The 18,187-nt window shown below is 64.1% G+C and carries 21 protein-coding genes; 11 read left to right on the top strand and 10 right to left on the bottom strand.

Annotated features, from left to right (window positions below):
• Positions 1 to 80 precede the first annotated feature (80 nt).
• Positions 81 to 425, bottom strand: a complete 345-nt coding sequence (locus tag SAS01S_RS18310) for a DUF2794 domain-containing protein (protein WP_066812309.1) — start codon at positions 423 to 425, stop codon at positions 81 to 83.
• The gene (epsC, locus tag SAS01S_RS18305; protein WP_066812306.1) at positions 425 to 1,114 is read right to left on the bottom strand and encodes a serine O-acetyltransferase EpsC; all 690 of its coding nucleotides are present in this window, start codon (positions 1,112 to 1,114) and stop codon (positions 425 to 427) included. Before epsC ends, SAS01S_RS18310 begins: the two co-directional genes overlap by 1 nt.
• Positions 1,115 to 1,275: 161 nt before the next feature.
• On the opposite strand from epsC, the gene SAS01S_RS18300 reads away from it, so the two are divergent.
• Positions 1,276 to 2,046: a sulfite exporter TauE/SafE family protein gene (locus tag SAS01S_RS18300; protein ID WP_066812304.1), complete on the top strand. Its 771-nt coding sequence runs from the start codon at positions 1,276 to 1,278 to the stop codon at positions 2,044 to 2,046.
• 31 nt (positions 2,047 to 2,077) lie between these two features.
• Here SAS01S_RS18300 and SAS01S_RS18295 read toward each other — a convergent pair whose 3' ends face one another.
• The 3 genes from SAS01S_RS18295 to SAS01S_RS18285 all read right to left on the bottom strand — a co-directional run bounded on the left by SAS01S_RS18295 (position 2,078) and on the right by SAS01S_RS18285 (position 3,757).
• Positions 2,078 to 2,641: a hypothetical protein gene (locus tag SAS01S_RS18295; protein WP_066812302.1), complete on the bottom strand. Its 564-nt coding sequence runs from the start codon at positions 2,639 to 2,641 to the stop codon at positions 2,078 to 2,080.
• 27 nt (positions 2,642 to 2,668) lie between these two features.
• Positions 2,669 to 2,899 (bottom strand): type II toxin-antitoxin system VapB family antitoxin, encoded by a 231-nt coding sequence (locus tag SAS01S_RS18290; protein WP_066812300.1) that lies wholly within the window; start codon positions 2,897 to 2,899, stop codon positions 2,669 to 2,671.
• A gap of 231 nt (positions 2,900 to 3,130) precedes the next feature.
• Complete coding sequence (locus tag SAS01S_RS18285; protein WP_084239196.1) at positions 3,131 to 3,757, bottom strand: MarR family winged helix-turn-helix transcriptional regulator; 627 nt, start codon at positions 3,755 to 3,757, stop codon at positions 3,131 to 3,133.
• On the opposite strand from SAS01S_RS18285, the gene SAS01S_RS18280 reads away from it, so the two are divergent.
• The 8 genes from SAS01S_RS18280 (at position 3,743) to SAS01S_RS18245 (ending at position 13,708) form a co-directional block, all read left to right on the top strand.
• On the top strand, positions 3,743 to 4,225 hold the full coding sequence (locus SAS01S_RS18280; RefSeq protein ID WP_066812292.1) for a DUF3237 family protein: 483 nt from the start codon (positions 3,743 to 3,745) through the stop codon (positions 4,223 to 4,225). The two genes, SAS01S_RS18285 and SAS01S_RS18280, sit on opposite strands and share 15 nt — an antisense overlap.
• A 9-nt stretch (positions 4,226 to 4,234) precedes the next feature.
• Positions 4,235 to 5,902: a CocE/NonD family hydrolase gene (locus SAS01S_RS18275; protein ID WP_084239194.1), complete on the top strand. Its 1,668-nt coding sequence runs from the start codon at positions 4,235 to 4,237 to the stop codon at positions 5,900 to 5,902.
• Complete coding sequence (locus tag SAS01S_RS18270; RefSeq protein ID WP_066812290.1) at positions 5,899 to 6,348, top strand: DUF3237 domain-containing protein; 450 nt, start codon at positions 5,899 to 5,901, stop codon at positions 6,346 to 6,348. The genes SAS01S_RS18275 and SAS01S_RS18270 overlap by 4 nt, the downstream gene beginning before the upstream one ends.
• Positions 6,349 to 6,390: 42 nt before the next feature.
• Positions 6,391 to 7,170 (top strand): IclR family transcriptional regulator, encoded by a 780-nt coding sequence (locus tag SAS01S_RS18265; RefSeq protein ID WP_066812289.1) that lies wholly within the window; start codon positions 6,391 to 6,393, stop codon positions 7,168 to 7,170.
• 132 nt (positions 7,171 to 7,302) lie between these two features.
• Positions 7,303 to 9,774, top strand: coding sequence for a TonB-dependent receptor (locus SAS01S_RS18260; protein ID WP_084239192.1), 2,472 nt, complete (start codon positions 7,303 to 7,305; stop codon positions 9,772 to 9,774).
• 63 nt (positions 9,775 to 9,837) lie between these two features.
• Positions 9,838 to 10,791 (top strand): TauD/TfdA dioxygenase family protein, encoded by a 954-nt coding sequence (locus SAS01S_RS18255; protein ID WP_084239190.1) that lies wholly within the window; start codon positions 9,838 to 9,840, stop codon positions 10,789 to 10,791.
• Complete coding sequence (locus SAS01S_RS18250; RefSeq protein WP_066812280.1) at positions 10,788 to 12,416, top strand: thiamine pyrophosphate-requiring protein; 1,629 nt, start codon at positions 10,788 to 10,790, stop codon at positions 12,414 to 12,416. The genes SAS01S_RS18255 and SAS01S_RS18250 overlap by 4 nt, the downstream gene beginning before the upstream one ends.
• On the top strand, positions 12,413 to 13,708 hold the full coding sequence (locus SAS01S_RS18245) for a spinster family MFS transporter (RefSeq protein WP_066812279.1): 1,296 nt from the start codon (positions 12,413 to 12,415) through the stop codon (positions 13,706 to 13,708). The genes SAS01S_RS18250 and SAS01S_RS18245 overlap by 4 nt, the downstream gene beginning before the upstream one ends.
• A 3-nt stretch (positions 13,709 to 13,711) precedes the next feature.
• On the opposite strand, the gene ahpD is transcribed toward SAS01S_RS18245, so the two are convergent.
• Together ahpD and SAS01S_RS18235 are read right to left on the bottom strand one after the other, a co-directional pair.
• Positions 13,712 to 14,233, bottom strand: a complete 522-nt coding sequence (gene ahpD, locus SAS01S_RS18240) for an alkylhydroperoxidase, AhpD family (RefSeq protein WP_066812277.1) — start codon at positions 14,231 to 14,233, stop codon at positions 13,712 to 13,714.
• A 161-nt stretch (positions 14,234 to 14,394) separates the two neighbouring features.
• Positions 14,395 to 14,940 (bottom strand): peroxiredoxin, encoded by a 546-nt coding sequence (locus tag SAS01S_RS18235; protein ID WP_066812275.1) that lies wholly within the window; start codon positions 14,938 to 14,940, stop codon positions 14,395 to 14,397.
• 156 nt (positions 14,941 to 15,096) lie between these two features.
• Here SAS01S_RS18235 and SAS01S_RS18230 point away from each other — a divergent pair, with 156 nt between their 5' ends.
• Positions 15,097 to 15,996 (top strand): hydrogen peroxide-inducible genes activator, encoded by a 900-nt coding sequence (locus SAS01S_RS18230; protein WP_066812273.1) that lies wholly within the window; start codon positions 15,097 to 15,099, stop codon positions 15,994 to 15,996.
• A 97-nt stretch (positions 15,997 to 16,093) separates the two neighbouring features.
• Positions 16,094 to 16,723, top strand: a complete 630-nt coding sequence (locus tag SAS01S_RS18225) for a fasciclin domain-containing protein (RefSeq protein ID WP_066812272.1) — start codon at positions 16,094 to 16,096, stop codon at positions 16,721 to 16,723.
• A 147-nt stretch (positions 16,724 to 16,870) separates the two neighbouring features.
• Here the strand turns inward: SAS01S_RS18225 and SAS01S_RS18220 are convergent, their stop codons facing one another.
• Genes SAS01S_RS18220 through pgsA form a run of 3 tightly spaced genes read right to left on the bottom strand, consistent with a single transcriptional unit; the run spans position 16,871 to position 18,122 of the window.
• Positions 16,871 to 17,314: a molybdenum cofactor biosynthesis protein MoaE gene (locus tag SAS01S_RS18220; RefSeq protein ID WP_066812270.1), complete on the bottom strand. Its 444-nt coding sequence runs from the start codon at positions 17,312 to 17,314 to the stop codon at positions 16,871 to 16,873.
• Positions 17,311 to 17,571, bottom strand: a complete 261-nt coding sequence (gene moaD / locus SAS01S_RS18215) for a molybdopterin converting factor subunit 1 (protein WP_066812268.1) — start codon at positions 17,569 to 17,571, stop codon at positions 17,311 to 17,313. Before moaD ends, SAS01S_RS18220 begins: the two co-directional genes overlap by 4 nt.
• Positions 17,571 to 18,122: a CDP-diacylglycerol--glycerol-3-phosphate 3-phosphatidyltransferase gene (gene pgsA, locus SAS01S_RS18210; RefSeq protein ID WP_066812266.1), complete on the bottom strand. Its 552-nt coding sequence runs from the start codon at positions 18,120 to 18,122 to the stop codon at positions 17,571 to 17,573. The genes moaD and pgsA overlap by 1 nt, the downstream gene beginning before the upstream one ends.
• Positions 18,123 to 18,187 lie beyond the last annotated feature (65 nt).

Raw genomic sequence — 18,187 nt, 5'->3', positions numbered from 1 at the left:
CGCTGGGGTGACGGGAGAGTGCGCTAGGGTGACGGCAGGATGCCGCGGGGATGACGATGGGAATATGAGTCGTTCCCGACCTAATCCTCGATCAGCTTCATCAGCCGTCGTTCGATTGGCGCCAGCACCGGACCGAGTTCATGGCCGCGTTTCACTACCTGGCCGTGTTCGGCGATCAGCGCCCACATACCCTGGCGGTTGCGCAGGTCAGGGCGTTTCTCGATCCTGAATTCGGGGCGCTCGGCGGTGCGGCGGAACGCGGCGAACACCGCCGCCGCCTGACCGAGCTCGATCGCGTAATCGCGCCAATGCCCGGCAGCGACCATGCGGCCGTACAGATCGAGAATGCGCGTGAGTTCAAGCCGCTCGAAGCCGATCTGGCTCGGTTGGCGTCCGGACGAGGGAAACGGAGTGACCGTTCCCATCAGGCGCGGTCACGCTCCGGTAGCTGAGCCGGCTCATGTTCGGCGAGCAAGGCATCGAGCCGCTTGCGCAGCGTTTCGATCTCGCAGCGAAGCAATTCGACGCGCTGCGTCTGCGGATCGAACATCTCGCTGCACGGCGTGCCGTAGGCGAGGAACGGCTTTTCGCCCTTCCCTTCGACCATCGTCGGCCGCGCCGGGATGCCGACCATCACAGCGCCTTCGGGCACGTCGCGCGTGACGACCGCATTGGCGCCGATCCGAGCGCCCATAGCGACCGTCACCGGCCCCAGCACCTGGGCGCCGGATCCGATGATCACATTGTCCTGGATCGTCGGGTGACGCTTGCCGGCAACGCCGTCGGCCGGGTTGGTCCCGCCGAGCGTGACGCATTGATAGATGGTGACATTGTCGCCGATCACCGCCGTCTCGCCGATCACGGTGAAGCCGTGGTCGATGAAGAAGAACTTGCCGATCTTGGCACCCGGATGGATGTCGATCGCGGTGAAGAAGCGCGCGATATGGTTCACCCAGCGCGCCAGGAAAAACAGCCGCGCATTGTACAAAGCATGTGCGATGCGGTGATAGCCGAGCGCCCAAACGCCCGGATAAAGCAGGATTTCCACGTTCGACCGTGGCGCTGGGTCGCGCGCCCGAATCGAGTCGAGATAAGCCGTGAGGCCAGCAAGCATTGGCGCGTCCCCTTCGCCGATTTTGACATATTTAGGACGGCCAGTTGATGATTTCCATAACCGCGTTGCGAGAACTTCGTTGGGGAAAAGCCCATCTTTGTTGTAGGAATTAGGTCCACGCGCCATGCAACGGACCGGATCGCGGGGAGTTTGCGCTGTTGATGGTCGATGTTTCGCTGGCCTCGATCGAGGCGATCCTGCCCTTCATCGCGATCGGGTTCGCCGCGCAATTGGTCGACGGCGCGCTGGGCATGGCGTTCGGCCTGATCAACTCGACATTGTTGATCAGCGTGATGGGCCTGCCCCCGCGCGTTGCCTCGGCCAGCGTCCATGCGGTCGAGACCTTCACCACTGCCGCGTCCGGTATCAGCCATGTCCTGCACCGCAACGTGAACTGGCGGCTGTTCGCGCGGCTGGTGATCCCCGGCATGATCGGCGGCGTGCTCGGCGCCTATGTGCTGTCGTCGGTCGACGCCTCGATCGCGCGGCCGTTCGTGATGGCCTATCTGAGCGCGATCGGCCTCTACCTGCTCTTTCGCGCGTGGCGCGGCCGGGTCGAACCGCGGACGCCCAAAGTGATCGAGCCGCTCGGGCTGGTCGGTGGTTTTCTCGACGCGGCAGGCGGCGGCGGCTGGGGTCCGGTCGTGACGAGCAATCTGCTGGTCCAGGGCGCGAGCCCGCGCGAGACGATCGGCACGGTCAACACTGCCGAATTCTTCCTGACCGCGACGATCTCGGCGACGTTCATCTTCACGCTGGGCTTCGCCGCTTTCACCCTGCAGACGCTCGGCATCCTGATCGGTGGATTGCTCGCGGCGCCCTTGGGCGGATGGCTCGCCAAGAAAGTCCCGGCGCGCCCGTTAATGGCGATGGTCGGCGTTCTACTGACGCTGACCAGCGCCTTCTCGATTTATCAGGCGTTGGCGCGCTAGCTCGCCAGAGGCAGCATTTGCGTTATTGACGTTAGCGACGGTTGGATGGCTTCTCAAAAAGCTCGGTGACGGGCAGTATCGTCAAGCTCGCGCTGGCGGCGATCTGCTTGGCGGGATCGAACATTCCTGGGTTCGTGCCGGTGGCTAGTTGACTGTAACCCACCAATTGCGGGATCATCACGTCCAACCCGTCCTGCATTATTCCAATCTTAGCACGGTGATCAAAATCGAGATCAGGCAACCGATCGATCGTTACCACCGCCACGCGCCAAAGGCTCTGAACCGCCGACGCTTGAAGAAAAAGCACGTCGGGTGCCGTTGCTTCGGCGCATTTTAGTAGCCCCGACGCGATCGCGCGGACAGCAATCGTGAAATCATGCCGCTGTCGCATCTTGCGGGTATAGTTGAGTAGCGCATCCACGGCCTTGGTGCCGCCTATGGTCAGCGCGACGCCGAAAATCACACCTGCGAAATTCAGCCAATCGGAATCCTTTGTCCCCGCCAACCATGCGCGCAGCGTCAAATAACAGGCGATGGCAACCAGCGCACCAAACAACGCCGCGATGAACTCGCGTATCTCGGATTGCCATTTCATGCCGGTTAGATCGTGCGCGGCCGAATACTACGCAAGCGAAATGAGGCGCGCTAGGAGCACGCGATATCGGCTCGGGCGGTGGCGCGGGGCGGCGGCGGCGGCCGGCTCGCTGCCGCCAAGCAAAGCAAGGCGTCGTGCACTTTCACGCTCGATCAGCGCCTTGAGCGCTTCGCGAACCAGCGAGGACTTCTCTTTCAAACCGGTGAAGGCCTGGGCCTTGGCGACAAGGTCGTCATCAAGCGCAAGTGTGGTGCGCATGGGCGGTCTCCTCGACTACAGGCACGATATTTAGCATCAAATGATGCCGGTTTGAATGCCGGCGATTAGGCGCAGGTCTCCCGATCTGCCGCGCGCGGGTTCTGCGGCAATCCACGGTATGGAGCGCCCGACGCTATGCATCGGCGCGATGATCACCACCCGCTCGAGTCCAGATTTCTCGTGGTCGCCTGTCTGACTGCGAATGGCCGGAGTCCAACTATCCGCCGCGCTCTACAGGTCGAACATCTGCGGCGCGCTGTCGATGACCCGCCGCGTGACCTTTTCCAGGGCGGCATTGAGCGCCACGCGCTCCGCGTCGCTCAGATCGGTGAGCCATTGCTCATAGAATTTGCCCCGCTCTCCGCGGATCGCCGCGTGAACCGACTTACCCGCCTCGGTCAGCGAAACTAGGCTGCTCCTGCGGTTGCGGGGATTGGCCTCGCGCTGGACGAAGCCTCGCTTCTCAAGCGATGCGACAGCCCGGCTCACTTCCGCCCGGTCGGCATAAGCGACGCTTACCACTTCCGCGGAGCTGCATTTTCCGATCATTTCGACATGGGTCAGCACCCGCCATTCGGCGAGCGAAAGTTGCGCGGTATCCCGGACGTGCTGCGCCGTGACCCGATCGATCATCTTGCTCAGCAACAGGATGCGATAGGGAATGTGGGAGGGGCCAAATTGGAATGAGGGCCGGGTGGACTTGGCCTCGGTCGATCGCTCGGCACGAATGGTCTTCTGCTGCATTGCGTTTTTGTAGCCGCCGGAATCGATATTGTCTCGTCGAGGAAAGGATGTACGCCTTATCGTTGACAAATCAACAAATGCGGCGTCTATCCGTTGGTCATGAACGGACATCATCCTTTCGCGCCGGGGCTCGAATACGCCTTCACCATCTCCATCACGCTATCGAAGCCCTATTGGATCAAGCCGGGCGCGCGCGGTGACACCCGCGCGGCAATCTATGCCGCGCAGGGAACGGTCGAGGGGCCGCGGCTCAACGGCCGTGTGGTCCCGATGTCGGGCGGCGATTTTCCATTGTCACGGCCGAACGGGGTGATCGATTTCGACGCCCGCTATCTGCTCGAGGCTGACGACGGCGCAATCATCTATCTCGAAAATCGGGGGTTCCGCTGGGCACGAAGCCCCGAAATCGCCGAGAAGATGCGCCGCAACGAGCCGGTGTCGTTCGACGATTATTATATGCGCGTCACCCCGCGCTTCGACGCGCCGGCGGGTCCGCACGAATGGATGTCGCAGCACGTGTTCGTCGGCGTGGCGGAAAAGGTGCCGAACGCCAACCGGATCCATTATTTCGTCGTCCTGTAAGGAGGCAATGTGCGTTTTCGGCCGCTGATGCGCGCGGGGAGCGACCCCTTTGGTCACCCCACCAAGCCGCCGTTGCCGCGGGCCGACTTCTCCTGCCGCACCGAGCACGGCGTGACGATAGAGCGCAATTGTCGCATTCCCCTGCGCGATGGGGTGGAGATCTTCGCCGATCTCTATCGCCCCGAGGGCGCGACGGCGAATGTGCCGCTGCTGCTTGCCTGGGGCCCTTACGGCAAGCATGCGTTGACCAATCGCGTGTTCTGGCCGCGCTCCGGCGTGGACCCGGAATGGCTGTCGGAACTGACCCCGTTCGAGGGGCCCGACCCGGTCTGGTGGGGTCGTCACGGTTATGGCGTCGCGGTGGTCGATCCGCGCGGCGCCTGGCTGTCGGGGGGCGATTTCCATCACAATGGCATCCAGGAAGCGGAGGATTGCGCCGACGCGATCGAGTGGCTCGGCCGGTTGCCCTGGTCGAACGGACGCGTCGGCATGACCGGCGTGTCCTATCTCGCCAACATCCAATATCTGGTCGCGCCGCTGCGCCCAGGACCGCTCGCCGCGCTCAATCCGTGGGAAGGCTTTTCGGACTGGTATCGCGAATTCGCCTATCATGGCGGCATATTGGAGACGAGCTTCCTGCCGCGCGCCTGCGACAACATCCAATGGTCGCTCAATCGCACCGAGGATAGCTGGGCAAACATCGTCGCCCATCCGCTGATCGACGATTATTGGCGCTCGAAGGAACTCGATCTCGAGGCGATACGCCAGCCCGCTTATGTCGTCGCGAGCTGGTCCGATCAGGGGCTGCACTTGCGCGGCACGATCGAAGCGTGGCGCCGGATGGGATCGGCCGAGAAATGGCTCGACATTCACGGGCAGAAGAAATGGGCGCATTATTACCGGCCCGAAAGCCGCGCGCGTCAGCTCGCATTCTTCGACCATTATCTGCGCGACCGGCCCACAGCTCTCGCCGCCTGGCCAAAGGTGCGGATCGAGGTGCGCGAACGGCATGATGTGGCCGAGGAGCGCGCGGAGACTGAATGGCCGCTCGCGCGGACCGACTATCGCCGCCTCGCGCTCGACGCTGCCAGCAGTACGATGGACGACGATGCGCCGAGCGAAAGCGAGGTTCGTTACCCGGCGTCCGACGGGCGCATCTGCTTCGACCATCTGTTCACCGAACCAACCGAGATCACTGGTCATGCCAGCCTGAGACTCTGGGTCGAAGCGGACGGGAGCGATGACATAGACCTGTTCGTCGCTTTGCAGAAGATCGACGCGGCGGGCGAGCCCGTCGGTTTCACTTTCTACGCTTTTTACGAAAACGGACCCGTCGCGCTTGGCTGGCTGCGCGCCAGTCACCGAGCGCTCGATCCCGAGCGTTCGCGCCCGGAACGGCCGGTCCATATGCACACCGGCGAGAACCGGCTCGCGCCCGGCCAATGCGTGCCGGTGGAAATCGAGATCTGGCCCTTCTCGGTCCGCTTCGCGGCGGGCGAGACATTGCGGCTGATCGTCGCCGGATCGGACATCTATCCGAAGGAAGACGGCGTGATGCTGCCTTTCCCGCTGCACCAGCAGACGCGCAATGCCGGCACGCACATCATTCGCACCGGTGGCGCGTTCGATTCCGCAATCCTGCTTCCCATCATCCCAGCAAAGGACTTGCCGCAATGACCGCCGCCGACTGCTCGCTCGAGCATGTGTTCGATATCGAAGTCCTGTTCGGCGCCGACCGCAATATCTTCGGCCCGCTGCCCGGCGGCGGCAGCCAGGGCTATACCCCCGCGATCGGCGGCACGATCAGCGGACCGCGCCTTTCGGGCCGCGTGGTGCCGCACAGCGGCGCCGATTATGCCCTGGTCCGCGACGACGGCACGATCGAGCTGAGCGCGCATTACATGCTGGAGGCGGATGACGGCACCAGCATCTATATCCAGAATCGCGGCTATCTCGTGCGCGCTGCGGCCGGCAGTGCCCAGCCATCCTATTTTCGCCTGACGCCCTATTTCCGGGTGCCGGCGGGACCGCACGACTGGCTTTCGCGCACCGTGATCGTGGGCGGAGGCGAAAGGCGGACAGACCCGGATCGGTCGTTGTTCCGCTATTATGCGCTGGTGTGACGGGATGAGGCAAACTGGCCGGTTCCGGACTATCTTCCGTCGATGAGCTCGACCGGACCCAGGGCACCGAGCGGTGCGGCCGATAGGCTTGCCTATCTGCTCAAGCTCGTCGCCGCGGGACCACCCCAGTTCACGCTGGGCGAGCTGGCGGCCGGCGCCGGTCTGCCGACCAGCTCGGTGCATCGTCTGCTTCAGGCGCTGGTTCGATCGGGACTGGTCGAGCGCGGCCACGGCCAGTCCTACCGCCCCGGGCGCGAATTGCACCGCCTGGCGTCGCAGCTCGTGGCACGGTTCGATCTCGTCCGCTGCGCGACGCCTCTGCTCGAGGAGCTGGTGAGCCAATGGCACGAGACGGCGGTCTTGTGCACCTACAGCCCGTCGATGCGCGCCGCGGTCATCGCCGACGTGGTGATGACCCCTCACCCGCTGCGCTTCGCGGTCGAGCGCGGCCTTGAGGTGCAACTGCCATGGGGATCGCTTGGCCATGCCATTCTCGCCTTCCTGCCGCAGGGCGATGCGGAAGCGATCATGCGCGAGGCCAAAGTCGGGCCGTTAAGCGGCCGCCCGCGGTCGTCGCGCCCCGAGATCGAGGCGGAACTGCAGCAGATCCGCGAGCGAGGCTTCGCCCGCTATTTCGATCCGCGCTATGACATCGCCGGCATCGCGGCGCCCGTGTTCGGCGCTTTTGGCGAGATTTTGGGATGTCTCGGCGTGACCATGCCGTCGAAGCGATACCAGCTCCATCTCGAAGACGATCTTGCCACCGCGGTGCGCGCATCCGCTGAAACCCTGAGCGCAATGGCCGCGATCTCGCACAGCTGATCACACACTTTCCGTATTCCGGAATTGAGCTTCCGGAATTTGGAATTGCCTTGACAGTTGATTGTTCAACATGTCCATCTTCACTTCGGCGATGCCGCAAAGGCACGCGACGAACGCTAGGGGGGATGCACTATGGCAATTCGATTGACTGCGCTCCGTGCGGCTACTTCGATCCTCGCGCTTGCCGGCTCCATGTCCGTCGCAGCACCCGCGCTGGCACAAGACACGCCGGACACCAGTGCGCAGGATCAAAAGGACAGCCAGGCAGCGGCCAAGGACGATATTGTCGTCACCGCGCAATTCCGGTCGCAGCGGCTGCAGGATGCGCCGCTCGCGATCACGGCGGTATCGGGGGCCATGCTCGAAGCGCGCGGCCAGACGAGCATCGCCGATATCGGCAACCAGGCGCCCAACGTCACGCTGCGTCAGGCGCCGGCGACCTATGGTCCGGCGGTCGTCGCCTATATCCGCGGCGTCGGACAACGCGACACCAGCTTCGCGCTCGAACCCGGCGTCGGCCTCTATATCGATGACGTCTATCTGCCGACCTTGCACGGCTCGTTGCTCGACCTGATCGATCTCGATCGCGTCGAGATCCTGCGCGGGCCGCAGGGCACGCTCGCCGGCCAGAATTCGATCGGAGGGGCGATCAAGCTCTATTCGAAGAAACCGGACGGCAAGGGCGGCGGCTATGTCCAGGCGACCTATGGCGCCTATAACCGGGTCGAGCTGCGCGGCGCCGCCAACTTCACGATCCTGCCAAACCTGTTCGCGCGCATCTCCGGCACGGCGGTCCACAAGGACGGCTATATCACGCGCTACGATTTTGCCTGCACGCACCCCGGTACGGCGATCCCCTCGACATTGGTCAATTCGCAATCGTGCAAGCTAGGGACCGAGGGCGGTAAGGACTATGTCGCCGGGCGCCTCGCCCTGCGCTACCAGCCGAGCAGCAACGTCACGCTCGACCTGGTGGGCGATATCACCCGGGACAACAGCGAGGCGGGACCGACGACCTTGCTCTATGTCGGGCAGAACGCCAATCCCGGCGTCGCCAACACCGGATCGGCAACGACGGGAACCTCGGCTCCCGCTTATACGCTCAATGGCGTGCGATACGGGACATCGACCGGGTCGCAATTCATCAGCTATTCGCCGTTCGGCAATTATGCGCAGGATACATTCAGCTCCAGCCCGTACATAAGTTACGAAAATTACATGGAACTCAAGCCGCGCGACGGATCGGCGCCTTGGTCCGCGCCGATCAAATCGGCGATCAATTCCTGGGGTGTTTCAGGAAACCTGAAAGTCGATCTGTCGCCCGATTTCAGCATCACCTCGATCACCGCCTATCGCAAGTTCGACGGCGTCTACTCTTCGGCCGATGGGTCGCCTTTCTCGCCAACCTTGCAGGCGAGCCAGATCTATAATCGCCAGTTCAGCCAGGAGCTCAGGCTCAACGGCAATATCGGCTCGGCCTTCAACTTCACCGTCGGCGGCTATTATCTGCACAAGCGCAGCCAGAACATCACGCGCGTCACCCTCACGACGCTCAACTTCATCGAGAACAACAAGATCCCGGCGACCACCAAAGCCGTGTTCGCCAATGGCGATTGGGAGCCGCTCAAGAATCTCCATCTGATCGGCGGCATCCGCTATACCGACATGACCAAGAGCTTCATCTACGGCCGCAAGGGGATTCCCGGATCCTCGACCGGAGGCGCCACGCCGCCGTCGATCGCCTCGCTCGACGGTCTGGTCGGGACGTTCAAAGGCAATCGCGTCGATTGGCGCGGCGTGCTCCAATATCGCTGGTCGGATCAGATCATGAGCTACGCCCAGGTTTCGACCGGCTTCAAGAGCGGCGGCGTCAATCCGCGGCCCTTCTTCCCGGCCCAGGCGCTGGCGTTCGGACCCGAGACGCTGACCGCCTATGAGGCCGGGTTCAAGAGCGACCTTTTCGACCGTCACGTTCGCCTGAACGTCAGCGCATTCCTCAACAAATATAACGACATCCTCGTCACCGTGGCGAGTTGCCCGTTGCCGGGCGTACCGGCGGCGCCGTGCGCGCTTCCGCTCAACGCCGGCAAGGCGGACGTGAAGGGCGCAGAAGCCGAATTGACGTTGCGCCCAGTCGAGGGCTTCACCATCGATGCGTCGCTTGCCTATCTCTACTTCAAATACACCTCGATCTCGGCGGCCGCCGCGAGCTCCGGCATCGGCGTCGAGGACAAGGGGCAATATATCTCGCCCTGGCAATGGAGCCTGGGCGTGCAATATGATTTCGAGTTCGCCAGCGGCGCCAAGCTGACGCCGCGGATCGACGTCGATCATCAGGATTCGTTCAACCGCAACGCGAACAATGTCGACGCCGTGACTGGCGGCAAGGACATCTTTGGCGAGGTGAAAGGACGGACGCTCGTCAATGCGAGACTCACTTTCCGGACGCCGAAGGACGATTGGGAGTTCGCGCTCGAGGGCCGCAACCTCACCAACAAACTCTATTATACCGACATTTTCGACAATCGCGGATCCACCAATTCGATCCAGGGGTCACCTGGCGAACCGCGGACCTGGGCCGTCACCCTCAAGCGGAAATTCTGAGCGGAGGCGAAAAAGCCCTGCCACCGGCCCCTCGCCTCAATTCAGAATCCAGTGGAGTTTGCCATGGTCTCTCAGCCCCACCCAATCGCAACCGCAGCGCCAGGCGGGCCGATCGTCGCTGGGCTGCCAATGCCCGAATTTCGCCGGATCGGGGTAAAACCGATTTCGGGCGCGTGCGGATGCGAGATCAGCGGCGTCGACCTGCGCCAACCGCTCGACGAGGAAACGCTCGCCGAGGTCATGAAGGCATTCGAGCATTTTCTGGTCATCCTGTTTCGCGACCAGGATCTGACGCCCGAGCAGCACAAGCATTTTTCCCGCTATTTCGGCGAGATCACCGAACTGCCCCAGGCGCCGATCTATGACGGGCACCGCGACATGCAGGAGGTGCGCCGCGAAGCGCACGAGCCCGAGAATGTCGTGCCCTCGTTCGAGCATTTCCACACCGACAGCCCCTTCCTGCTTCAGCCGCCCAAATGCGTCGTCATGCGCGCGCTGGAGGTGCCGCAATGGGGTGGCGATACGGCATTCTCGAACGCCTATCTCGTCTACGAACACATGTCCGACGGGCTGAAGGCGCTGCTCGACGGACTTCAGGTGGTCTATTCGGGCAAGGACATCTGGGCAAAGAACGCCAAGCTGGCGCCCGACAAAAGGTTGCGCCTGCGCGAGAGCCATGGCTTCACCGAAGACGAGCTCGAAAATGTCCATCCCGCGGTGCGCGTCCATCCCGTGACGGGGCGCAAGGCGCTGTTCGCGACGACCGCCTACTTCAAGCGCTTCGTCGGATGGAGCGAGGAAGAAAGCCGCGCCTTGCTCGCCTATCTGCAGAGTCTGGCCCAGCACCTCCATTATCATTGCCGCGTGAAATGGGAGAAAGACACGCTGATCGTGTGGGACAACCGCTTCACGCTCCATCGCGGCATCCACGATTTCAAATATGAGCGGCGGCATCTGGTCCGCACTACCGTGATCGGCGAGCGGCCGCTGGGACCATCGGACCTCGAGCGATCATGAAAGTCAGCGCGGCGATCGCGGAAATACTCGCGCGCGAAGGGATCGACGTCATTTTCGGCTATCCGCGCAATGCCGTGCTCGAACAGGCGGCGGCGATCGGTATCCGCCCGATCATCGTCCGCCAGGAGCGCACCGGCGTCCACATGGCCGACGCTCTGTCGCGGCTCACGCGCGGACGACGGATGGGCGTGTTCGCGATGCAGCACGGGCCCGGCACCGAAAACGCCTATGGCGGTGTCGCCCAGGCTTATTCGGAAAGCGTGCCGGTGCTGGTGCTGCCGCAAGGCTATGCCCGGCGGCTGGCGCACGTGCCCGACAATTACAACGCCAGCATCTCGATGCGCGACATCACCAAGACCTGCGAGCCGATCCTGCGCGCCGAGGATACGCCCGCCATCCTGCGCCGCGCGTTCAGCGCGCTACGCAACGGGCGGCTTCGTCCCGCGCTCGTCGAAATGCCGTGGGACGTGCTCGACGAGGAACTCCCCGAACCGCTCGATTACACGCCGGTCGTCACTACCCGCAGCGCCCCCGATCCGGAAGCGATTGCCCGGGTGGCGGACCGCCTGGTCGCGGCAAAGCGGCTGGTCATTCATGCCGGGCAAGGCATACATTGGGCAGAAGCTTATGACGAATTGCGCGCGCTCGCGGAGTTACTCGGCGCTCCGGTTTCGACAAGTCTCGAAGGCAAGAGCGCGTTCGACGAGACGCATCCGCTCGCGCTCGGCTCCGGCGGCGCGGCGATTCCGGGACAGCTTCGCCATTTCCTCGACCGTGCCGACCTGATCCTCGGCATCGGCTGCAGCCTGTCGGAAACCGCGTTCGGCGTGGCGATGCCGGCGGGCGCGGCGATCGTTCACGCCACGCTCGATCCCGCCGACATCAACAAGAGCGTGCCTTGTATCGACGCGCTCATCGGCGATGCGAAGCTGACGCTCGCGACGCTGGTCGCGGCCTGTCGCGACCGGCTGGACGGCCCGCGCGATCCCGGCCCCGCCGCTCGCGAGATCGCCGAGGTCGAAGCCAAGTGGTTCGCCCAATGGCTGCCTTTGCTCGAAAGCGACGATACCCCGCTCAGCCCCTATCGCGTCCTGTGGGACCTGCAGCACACCGTCGACGTCGCCAACACGATCATTACGCATGACGCCGGTTCGCCGCGTGACCAGCTCTCGCCTTTCTGGAAGACGCGGTCGCCGCTCAGTTATATCGGCTGGGGCAAGACCACCCAGCTAGGCTACGGCCTCGGATTGGCGATGGGCGCCAGGCTCGCCTGTCCGGACAAGCTCTGCATCAACGTCTGGGGCGATGCCGCGATCGGTTTCACCGGCATGGATTTCGAGACGGCAGTACGCGAGCGGCTGCCGATCCTGTCGATTCTGCTCAACAATTCGGCCATGGCGATCGAATTGCCGATCATGCCCGTCGCCACAGAGCGCTTCCGCGCGACCGACATTTCGGGAAATTATGCCGACTTCGCGCGAGCGTTGGGCGGATATGGCGAGCGCGTCACCTCGCCCGACGAGATCGTCCCGGCCATCCGGCGCGGGATCGCGGCGACCGAGGCCGGACAGCCGGCGCTGCTCGAATTCATCACCGCACAGGAAACACGGGCATCGCGCTTATGAGCACTTCCGGCGATACCCGGCGCTGGCCGTGGTCGGCGACCTGGCCGCTATTCGTCCTGACCATGGTTTCCGTGTCGAACTATCTCGACCGTTCGTTGCTCGGCCTCGCGCTTCCCGCGATAAAGCGCGAGCTTGGATCGTCCGATACCGTGCTGGGATTGGTCTCGGGACTGGCCTTCATCCTGTTCTACTCGTTGCTCGGCATTCCGATCGCCTGGGCGGCCGATCGCACCAACCGGCGCAACATCATCGCCGCGGGCCTCGCTTTCTGGAGCGTGATGACGGCGTGCACGGGATTGATCGGCGGCATCTGGCAATTGGCGGTGGTGCGGCTGCTGATGGGCGCCGGCGAGGCCTGCGGAACCGCCCCGTCCAATTCGCTCATCGCGGACCGCTTCCCGGCCGAACGGCGGCCGCTCGCGCTGGCGTTGTTCGGAACAGCATCGCCTCTGGCCTTCATCCTGTTCTTTCCACTCGCGGGCTGGATCGCGCAGACATATGGCTGGCGTGCGATGTTCATCGCCATCGGGCTGCCGGGACTGTTGCTCGCGCTACTGGTGATCTTCACGGTTCGCGAGCCGGAGCGGACCGTGCCGCCTCCCCCTCGCCTGCCGATCGCGAGTTCATTGCTTACCGATCTGCGCGCGCTCTTCGCCAACCGCTGCTTCACCTGGATCTTCGCCGGCGTGACGCTGATGGGGGCGAATATCTGGGCATCGGGGGCATGGGTGCCGTCCTTTTTCATGCGCGTGCATCATCTGAGCGTCAGCGACGTCGCCAACATCATCGGCCCGACGCGCGGGTTCATCGGCCTGTTGGGTATCTTGATCGGCGGCGTGCTGATCGATCGGCTACCCAAGGAGCGCATCGCCTGGCGGGTAGGCCTTCCCGCGATCGCCTGCTTGCTGGCCGGCCCGGCCGAAGCGCTGTTCCTGCTCGGCAATTCGCATTCGGCCTGGCTGGGCGGTTTCGCGCTCAGCAGCTTCTTCATGCTGATCCACCAGGCGCCGATCTACGCCGCAGTGGTGAACATCGTCGGCGAGCGGCGCCGCGCGCTCGCCACCGCGGTCATCCTGCTCGGCGCGAGCCTGATCGGCGACGCCGCGGGCCCGACCGCGGTCGGCGTGCTCAACGATCTGCTTGCCCCGCGTTTCGGCGACGAGGCGATCCGTTATTCGATGCTGATCGTCGCCGCCACGCCGGTGTTCGCCGGGTTCTGCTTCCTGCGGGCGGCCACGCTCTATGCCGCGGCGGCAGGCGACGGCCCGGTGAGATCGGGCGCCGCGACCTAACGATCACGCGACCGCGGCATGCACCGTCGCGACGGCCTTCATCACCGCCGCCCAGCGCACCGCATCCTGGATCGCCTGCGCCGTCACGCCGGCCTTCTTCAGCACATTCTCATGCGCGTCGATGCACAGGCCGCAACCGTTCATCGCGCTGATCGCCAGGCTGAACAGCTCGAAATCGTCCTTCTCGATGCCCGGCGCGCCGATCACGTTCATGCGCAGCTTGGCGGGCATGTTGGCATATTCCTTATTCCCGGCGAGATGAGTGAAGCGGTAATAGACGTTGTTCATCGCCATCACCGCCGCTGCCGCGCGCGCCGCATTAGCGGCTTCGGGCGACAGCTTGTCGGCGACTTCGGCCTCGGCCGCTTCGACCAGCGGCTTGTAGCCAGAGGCATGCGCGCAGGCCAGGATCAGGCCGTATTTGCGCTGATCGCCGAGCGATGCTTCGTTGAGCAACGACCCGACATTGAGACGGATGTCCTTGGCGAAATCGGGCAGCGACTGGGCGAAATCCTTGAGCGACATGCGATAGGCTCCTCGCGGCGGTGATCGCCGGCGTTGGGAAGGCCCCGGCCGAAGCCGGGGCGAAAGATCGGGAAAGGGGTGGCGCGGGGCCGAGGGGGGAAAGACCCCGCGCCGGGGGATACGGCCCCTGATTCAAAGGCCGCATCTGTTAGACGAAGTCGTTACGCGGCAACCTTGAGGACATCGTCGCCTTTATTCCAATTGCACGGGCAAAGCTCGTCGGTCTGGAGAGCGTCGAGCACGCGCAGCGTCTCCTGCGGGTTACGGCCGACGTTGAGGCCGTTGACCTGCACCGCCTGGATCACACCGTCGGGATCGACGGTGAAGGTGGCGCGGTACGCGACATTCTCGTCCTGATCGAGAATGCCCAGCGCCGAGGCGAGCTTGCCGCCATTGTCGGCGATCCACGGGAAGTCGGCGGCGGCGAGGTCGGGGTCCGACTTGCGCCACGCCAGGTGGACATGGCTGGTGTCGGTCGAGGCGCCGATCAGCACCGCGTCGCGATCCTCGAAATCGCCCTTGAGGCCGGCATAGCCGACGATCTCGGTCGGGCAGACGAAGGTGAAGTCCTTCGGCCAGTAGAACACGATCTTCCACTTGCCCGGAGCATGGGTGGTGACATCGATCGTCTCGCCGGCGGGCAGAGCGTCGACGCCCTGCTGGACGGGAACGGTGATAGCGGGGAACTTGTCTCCGACGGTCAACATGATTCTGGGCCTCCTGCCTGAATTGGGGTCGGCCTTCTTGGACATCCTCTCGAGGATCGGCGGGCCTTCAGGCCTCTTCTGTTCGAGCCGCATATAGGCTGGCTTTTAAACGATCCAATAGGTTATTTACGGATCCTTGATCGAGTGAGACGATAAATGACGACCTACCTTCCTACCCTGAAGCAACTGCAATATCTCGTCGCGCTCAAGGACCATGGTCATTTCGGCCGCGCGGCCGAAGCCTGTTTCGTCACTCAATCGACCATGTCGGCGGGGATTCGCGAGCTCGAGACATTGATCGGCGTGACGCTGGTCGAGCGGACGCGGCGCGTCGTGCGCTTCACGCCGCTCGGCGATCGCATCGCCGACAAGGCGCGCCGCGTGATCCGCGAGGCCGAGGAATTGGGCGACATGGCGCGCGCCGCCGGGCGGCCGCTATCGGGAGAGATGCGGATGAGCGTCATCCCCACCATCGCGCCATTCATGCTCCCCCACATCCTGCCGGCGCTGCGCCGCGATTATCCCGATCTCAAGCTGTTCCTGCGCGAGGAGACGACGGGCACGGCATGCGAAGGCCTGCATAACGGCCGCACCGACTGCGTGCTGCTGGCGCTGCCCTATGCCTGCGGCGAAGTGACGGCGGCTCGGCTGTTCGACGATCGACTGTTCGTCGCCTTTCCCGATGCCGAGCTGCCCGATCCTCCCGCCATGATCGCGGCGGCCGATATCGACGAGGATCGCTTGCTGCTGCTCGAGGACGGCCATTGCCTGAAGGACCATGCCCTCGCCGCCTGCAACCGGCCCGAACTCGGCGCGCACGCGATGATGCTCGGCACGTCGCTCCACACCATCGTGCAGATGGTCGACAATGGATTGGGCGTGACGATGCTGCCCGAAATGGCGGTGCAATCGGGCATATTGGACAATACCGGGATCTCGGCACGGCCGCTCGCCGGGGATCACGCCACGCGCACCATCGCGTTGGTCTGGCGGCGCGCATCGCCCCGCGAACGCGATTTCCGGCTGCTGGCCGACATCCTCAAGGCGGCGGCCTGACGCTTTTCCGCGTCGGGCGATGGGAAACCAACCCACCATCCAAGCGTATCCTTTAGGACACCCGGCACGGGTGCACCCATGAAAGGATGCTCATAGAATGAAGCTGTTACGTATCCCGGCGCTTGCTCTCGCGCCGGTCCTTGCCCTTCCCGCTTTGGCGCAGACCACGCCCGCCGCTCCGCCGGCCGGCCCCGCCCCACAGACCGCCGCTCCCGCTCCCGCCGCCGCGGCCGCTCCCAATCCCTCGGTCGGTGGCGCGGCGATGGATGCCAGCAAGACCATCGTCGCCAATGCCTCCGCCGCGCTCAATCTCTCGACCCTCGTCAAGGCGATCACCGCCGCGGATCTGACCGCCACCTTGTCGGGGCCCGGACCGTACACCGTGTTCGCACCGACCAACGACGCTTTCACACGGCTGCCGCCGGATACACTCGCGCAGTTGATGAAGCCCGAGAACAAGGCGCTGCTGGCCAAGGTGCTGACCTATCACGTCGTTCCCGGCACGATCGATTTCAATCAGCTTAAGGCACAGATCACCGCCGGCAACGGCACCGCCACACTGACCACGGTCGCCGGCCAGCCGCTCAAGGTGACGATCACCGGCAACAACGTCGTCACGCTGACCAGCGTCAACGGCAATGTCAGCTATCTGGAGACGCCCGACGTCCACCAGTCGAACGGCATCGTCCATGTCGTGAACGGCGTGCTGCTGCCCAAGCTGAACTGAGGGCAGCAGCAATCGGCCTCCGCCATCCCCGATCAGATTTGGATCGGGATGGCTGTGAGGCTGTCACGATTGGTTTCAACCGTCATGCCGGCCTTGTGCCGGCATGACGGAGAAGGAAAGGCCTGAATATATATCCAAGCGCCGCGGTTATGGCCGCTTCCAGCGGTCTGCGGCATGACGATCGCTCTCGCGTTCGCCGACCCATCGCGCGTCCTGCCCCCGCGTCTCTCGTTTCCAGAACGGCGCGTCAGTCTTGAGGCGGTCGATCAGAAAGGCGCACGCGTCCAACGCCGCGGAGCGATGGGCCGCCGCGGTGCCGACAAACACGATGCGCTCGCCCGGTGTCATCGCGCCGACGCGATGGATCACGGTCGCCGCGGCCAGCGACCAGCGATTCTCCGCTTCCGCTGCCAGCTTGGCCAACGCTTCGTCGGTGGCGCCAGGATAATGTTCGAGGAACAGTTCCTCTACGCCCCCATCGTCGCGCACCAACCCGGTGAAACTCGCCACCGCCCCGCCGCCGGCGCGTTCGAGCCCTTCCAGCTCGGCGGCGAGGTCGATCGCCGCCTCGGTGACCAGGATCCGGATCATCCGCCGGTCACCGGTGGAAACAGCGCGATTTCGCGCGCCCCCGCGATCGATGCGTCCAGCGGTACGAATAGCTGGTCGACCGCTGCCCTCAGCCTGGTCTTGTCGGCCAGCGCCTCGGCATAGCCGCCGCCACGCGCCGCCAGCCAGTCGATCAGCCCGGCGACGTCCGCGACCTCGGCCGGCGGCGTCGCGCGCTCGTGGCCGATCCCGATGCTTTCGCGCACCCAGGCGAAATAGAGCAGGTCGACCGCCGCCATCAGTCCATGTGCTTCAGGCCAACGCGCAGATAATCCCACCCGGTGACAAGGGTGAGCGCGGCCGCGCCCCACAAGGCGACCAGCCCGATGCTGTGCACGATCGGCCAGGCAGGCAGCGCCCCCGCCAGGATCATCGCGCCGAGCGCGACGAGTTGGAGCGTCGTCTTCCATTTGGCGAGCTGCGACACCGGGACCGAGACCTGAAGCCCGCCGAGGAATTCGCGCAATCCCGACACCATGATCTCGCGCGCCAGGATGATGATCGCCGCGATCACGTGCCAGCCGCCAATGTCGCGAGTCGCCACCAGCATCAGGACGACGGCGGCCACCATGATCTTGTCGGCGATGGGATCGAGGAAGATGCCGAGCTTCGACACCGTCCCCTGGGCTCGGGCGAGATAGCCGTCGAGATAGTCGGTCAGCGCGATCACCGCATAGAGCACGAAGGCGAACGCGTAGCCGAGTGCCCAGCCCGGCCACCACAAGAAGGCAACGAGCAAGGGCACGCCGAGGATGCGCGACAGGGTCAGGATGTTGGGGAGAGTCCACATGATCGCACTTCCTAAGGCGTGTACCCTCAACCGGCAACGCTAGGGTCTGCACTCAGTTGCCGCGA

Origin of the sequence: Sphingomonas asaccharolytica NBRC 15499 (genome assembly GCF_001598355.1) — a bacterium.
GTDB lineage: Bacteria > Pseudomonadota > Alphaproteobacteria > Sphingomonadales > Sphingomonadaceae > Sphingomonas > Sphingomonas asaccharolytica.
This window is presented reverse-complemented; position numbering and strand designations above follow the sequence as displayed.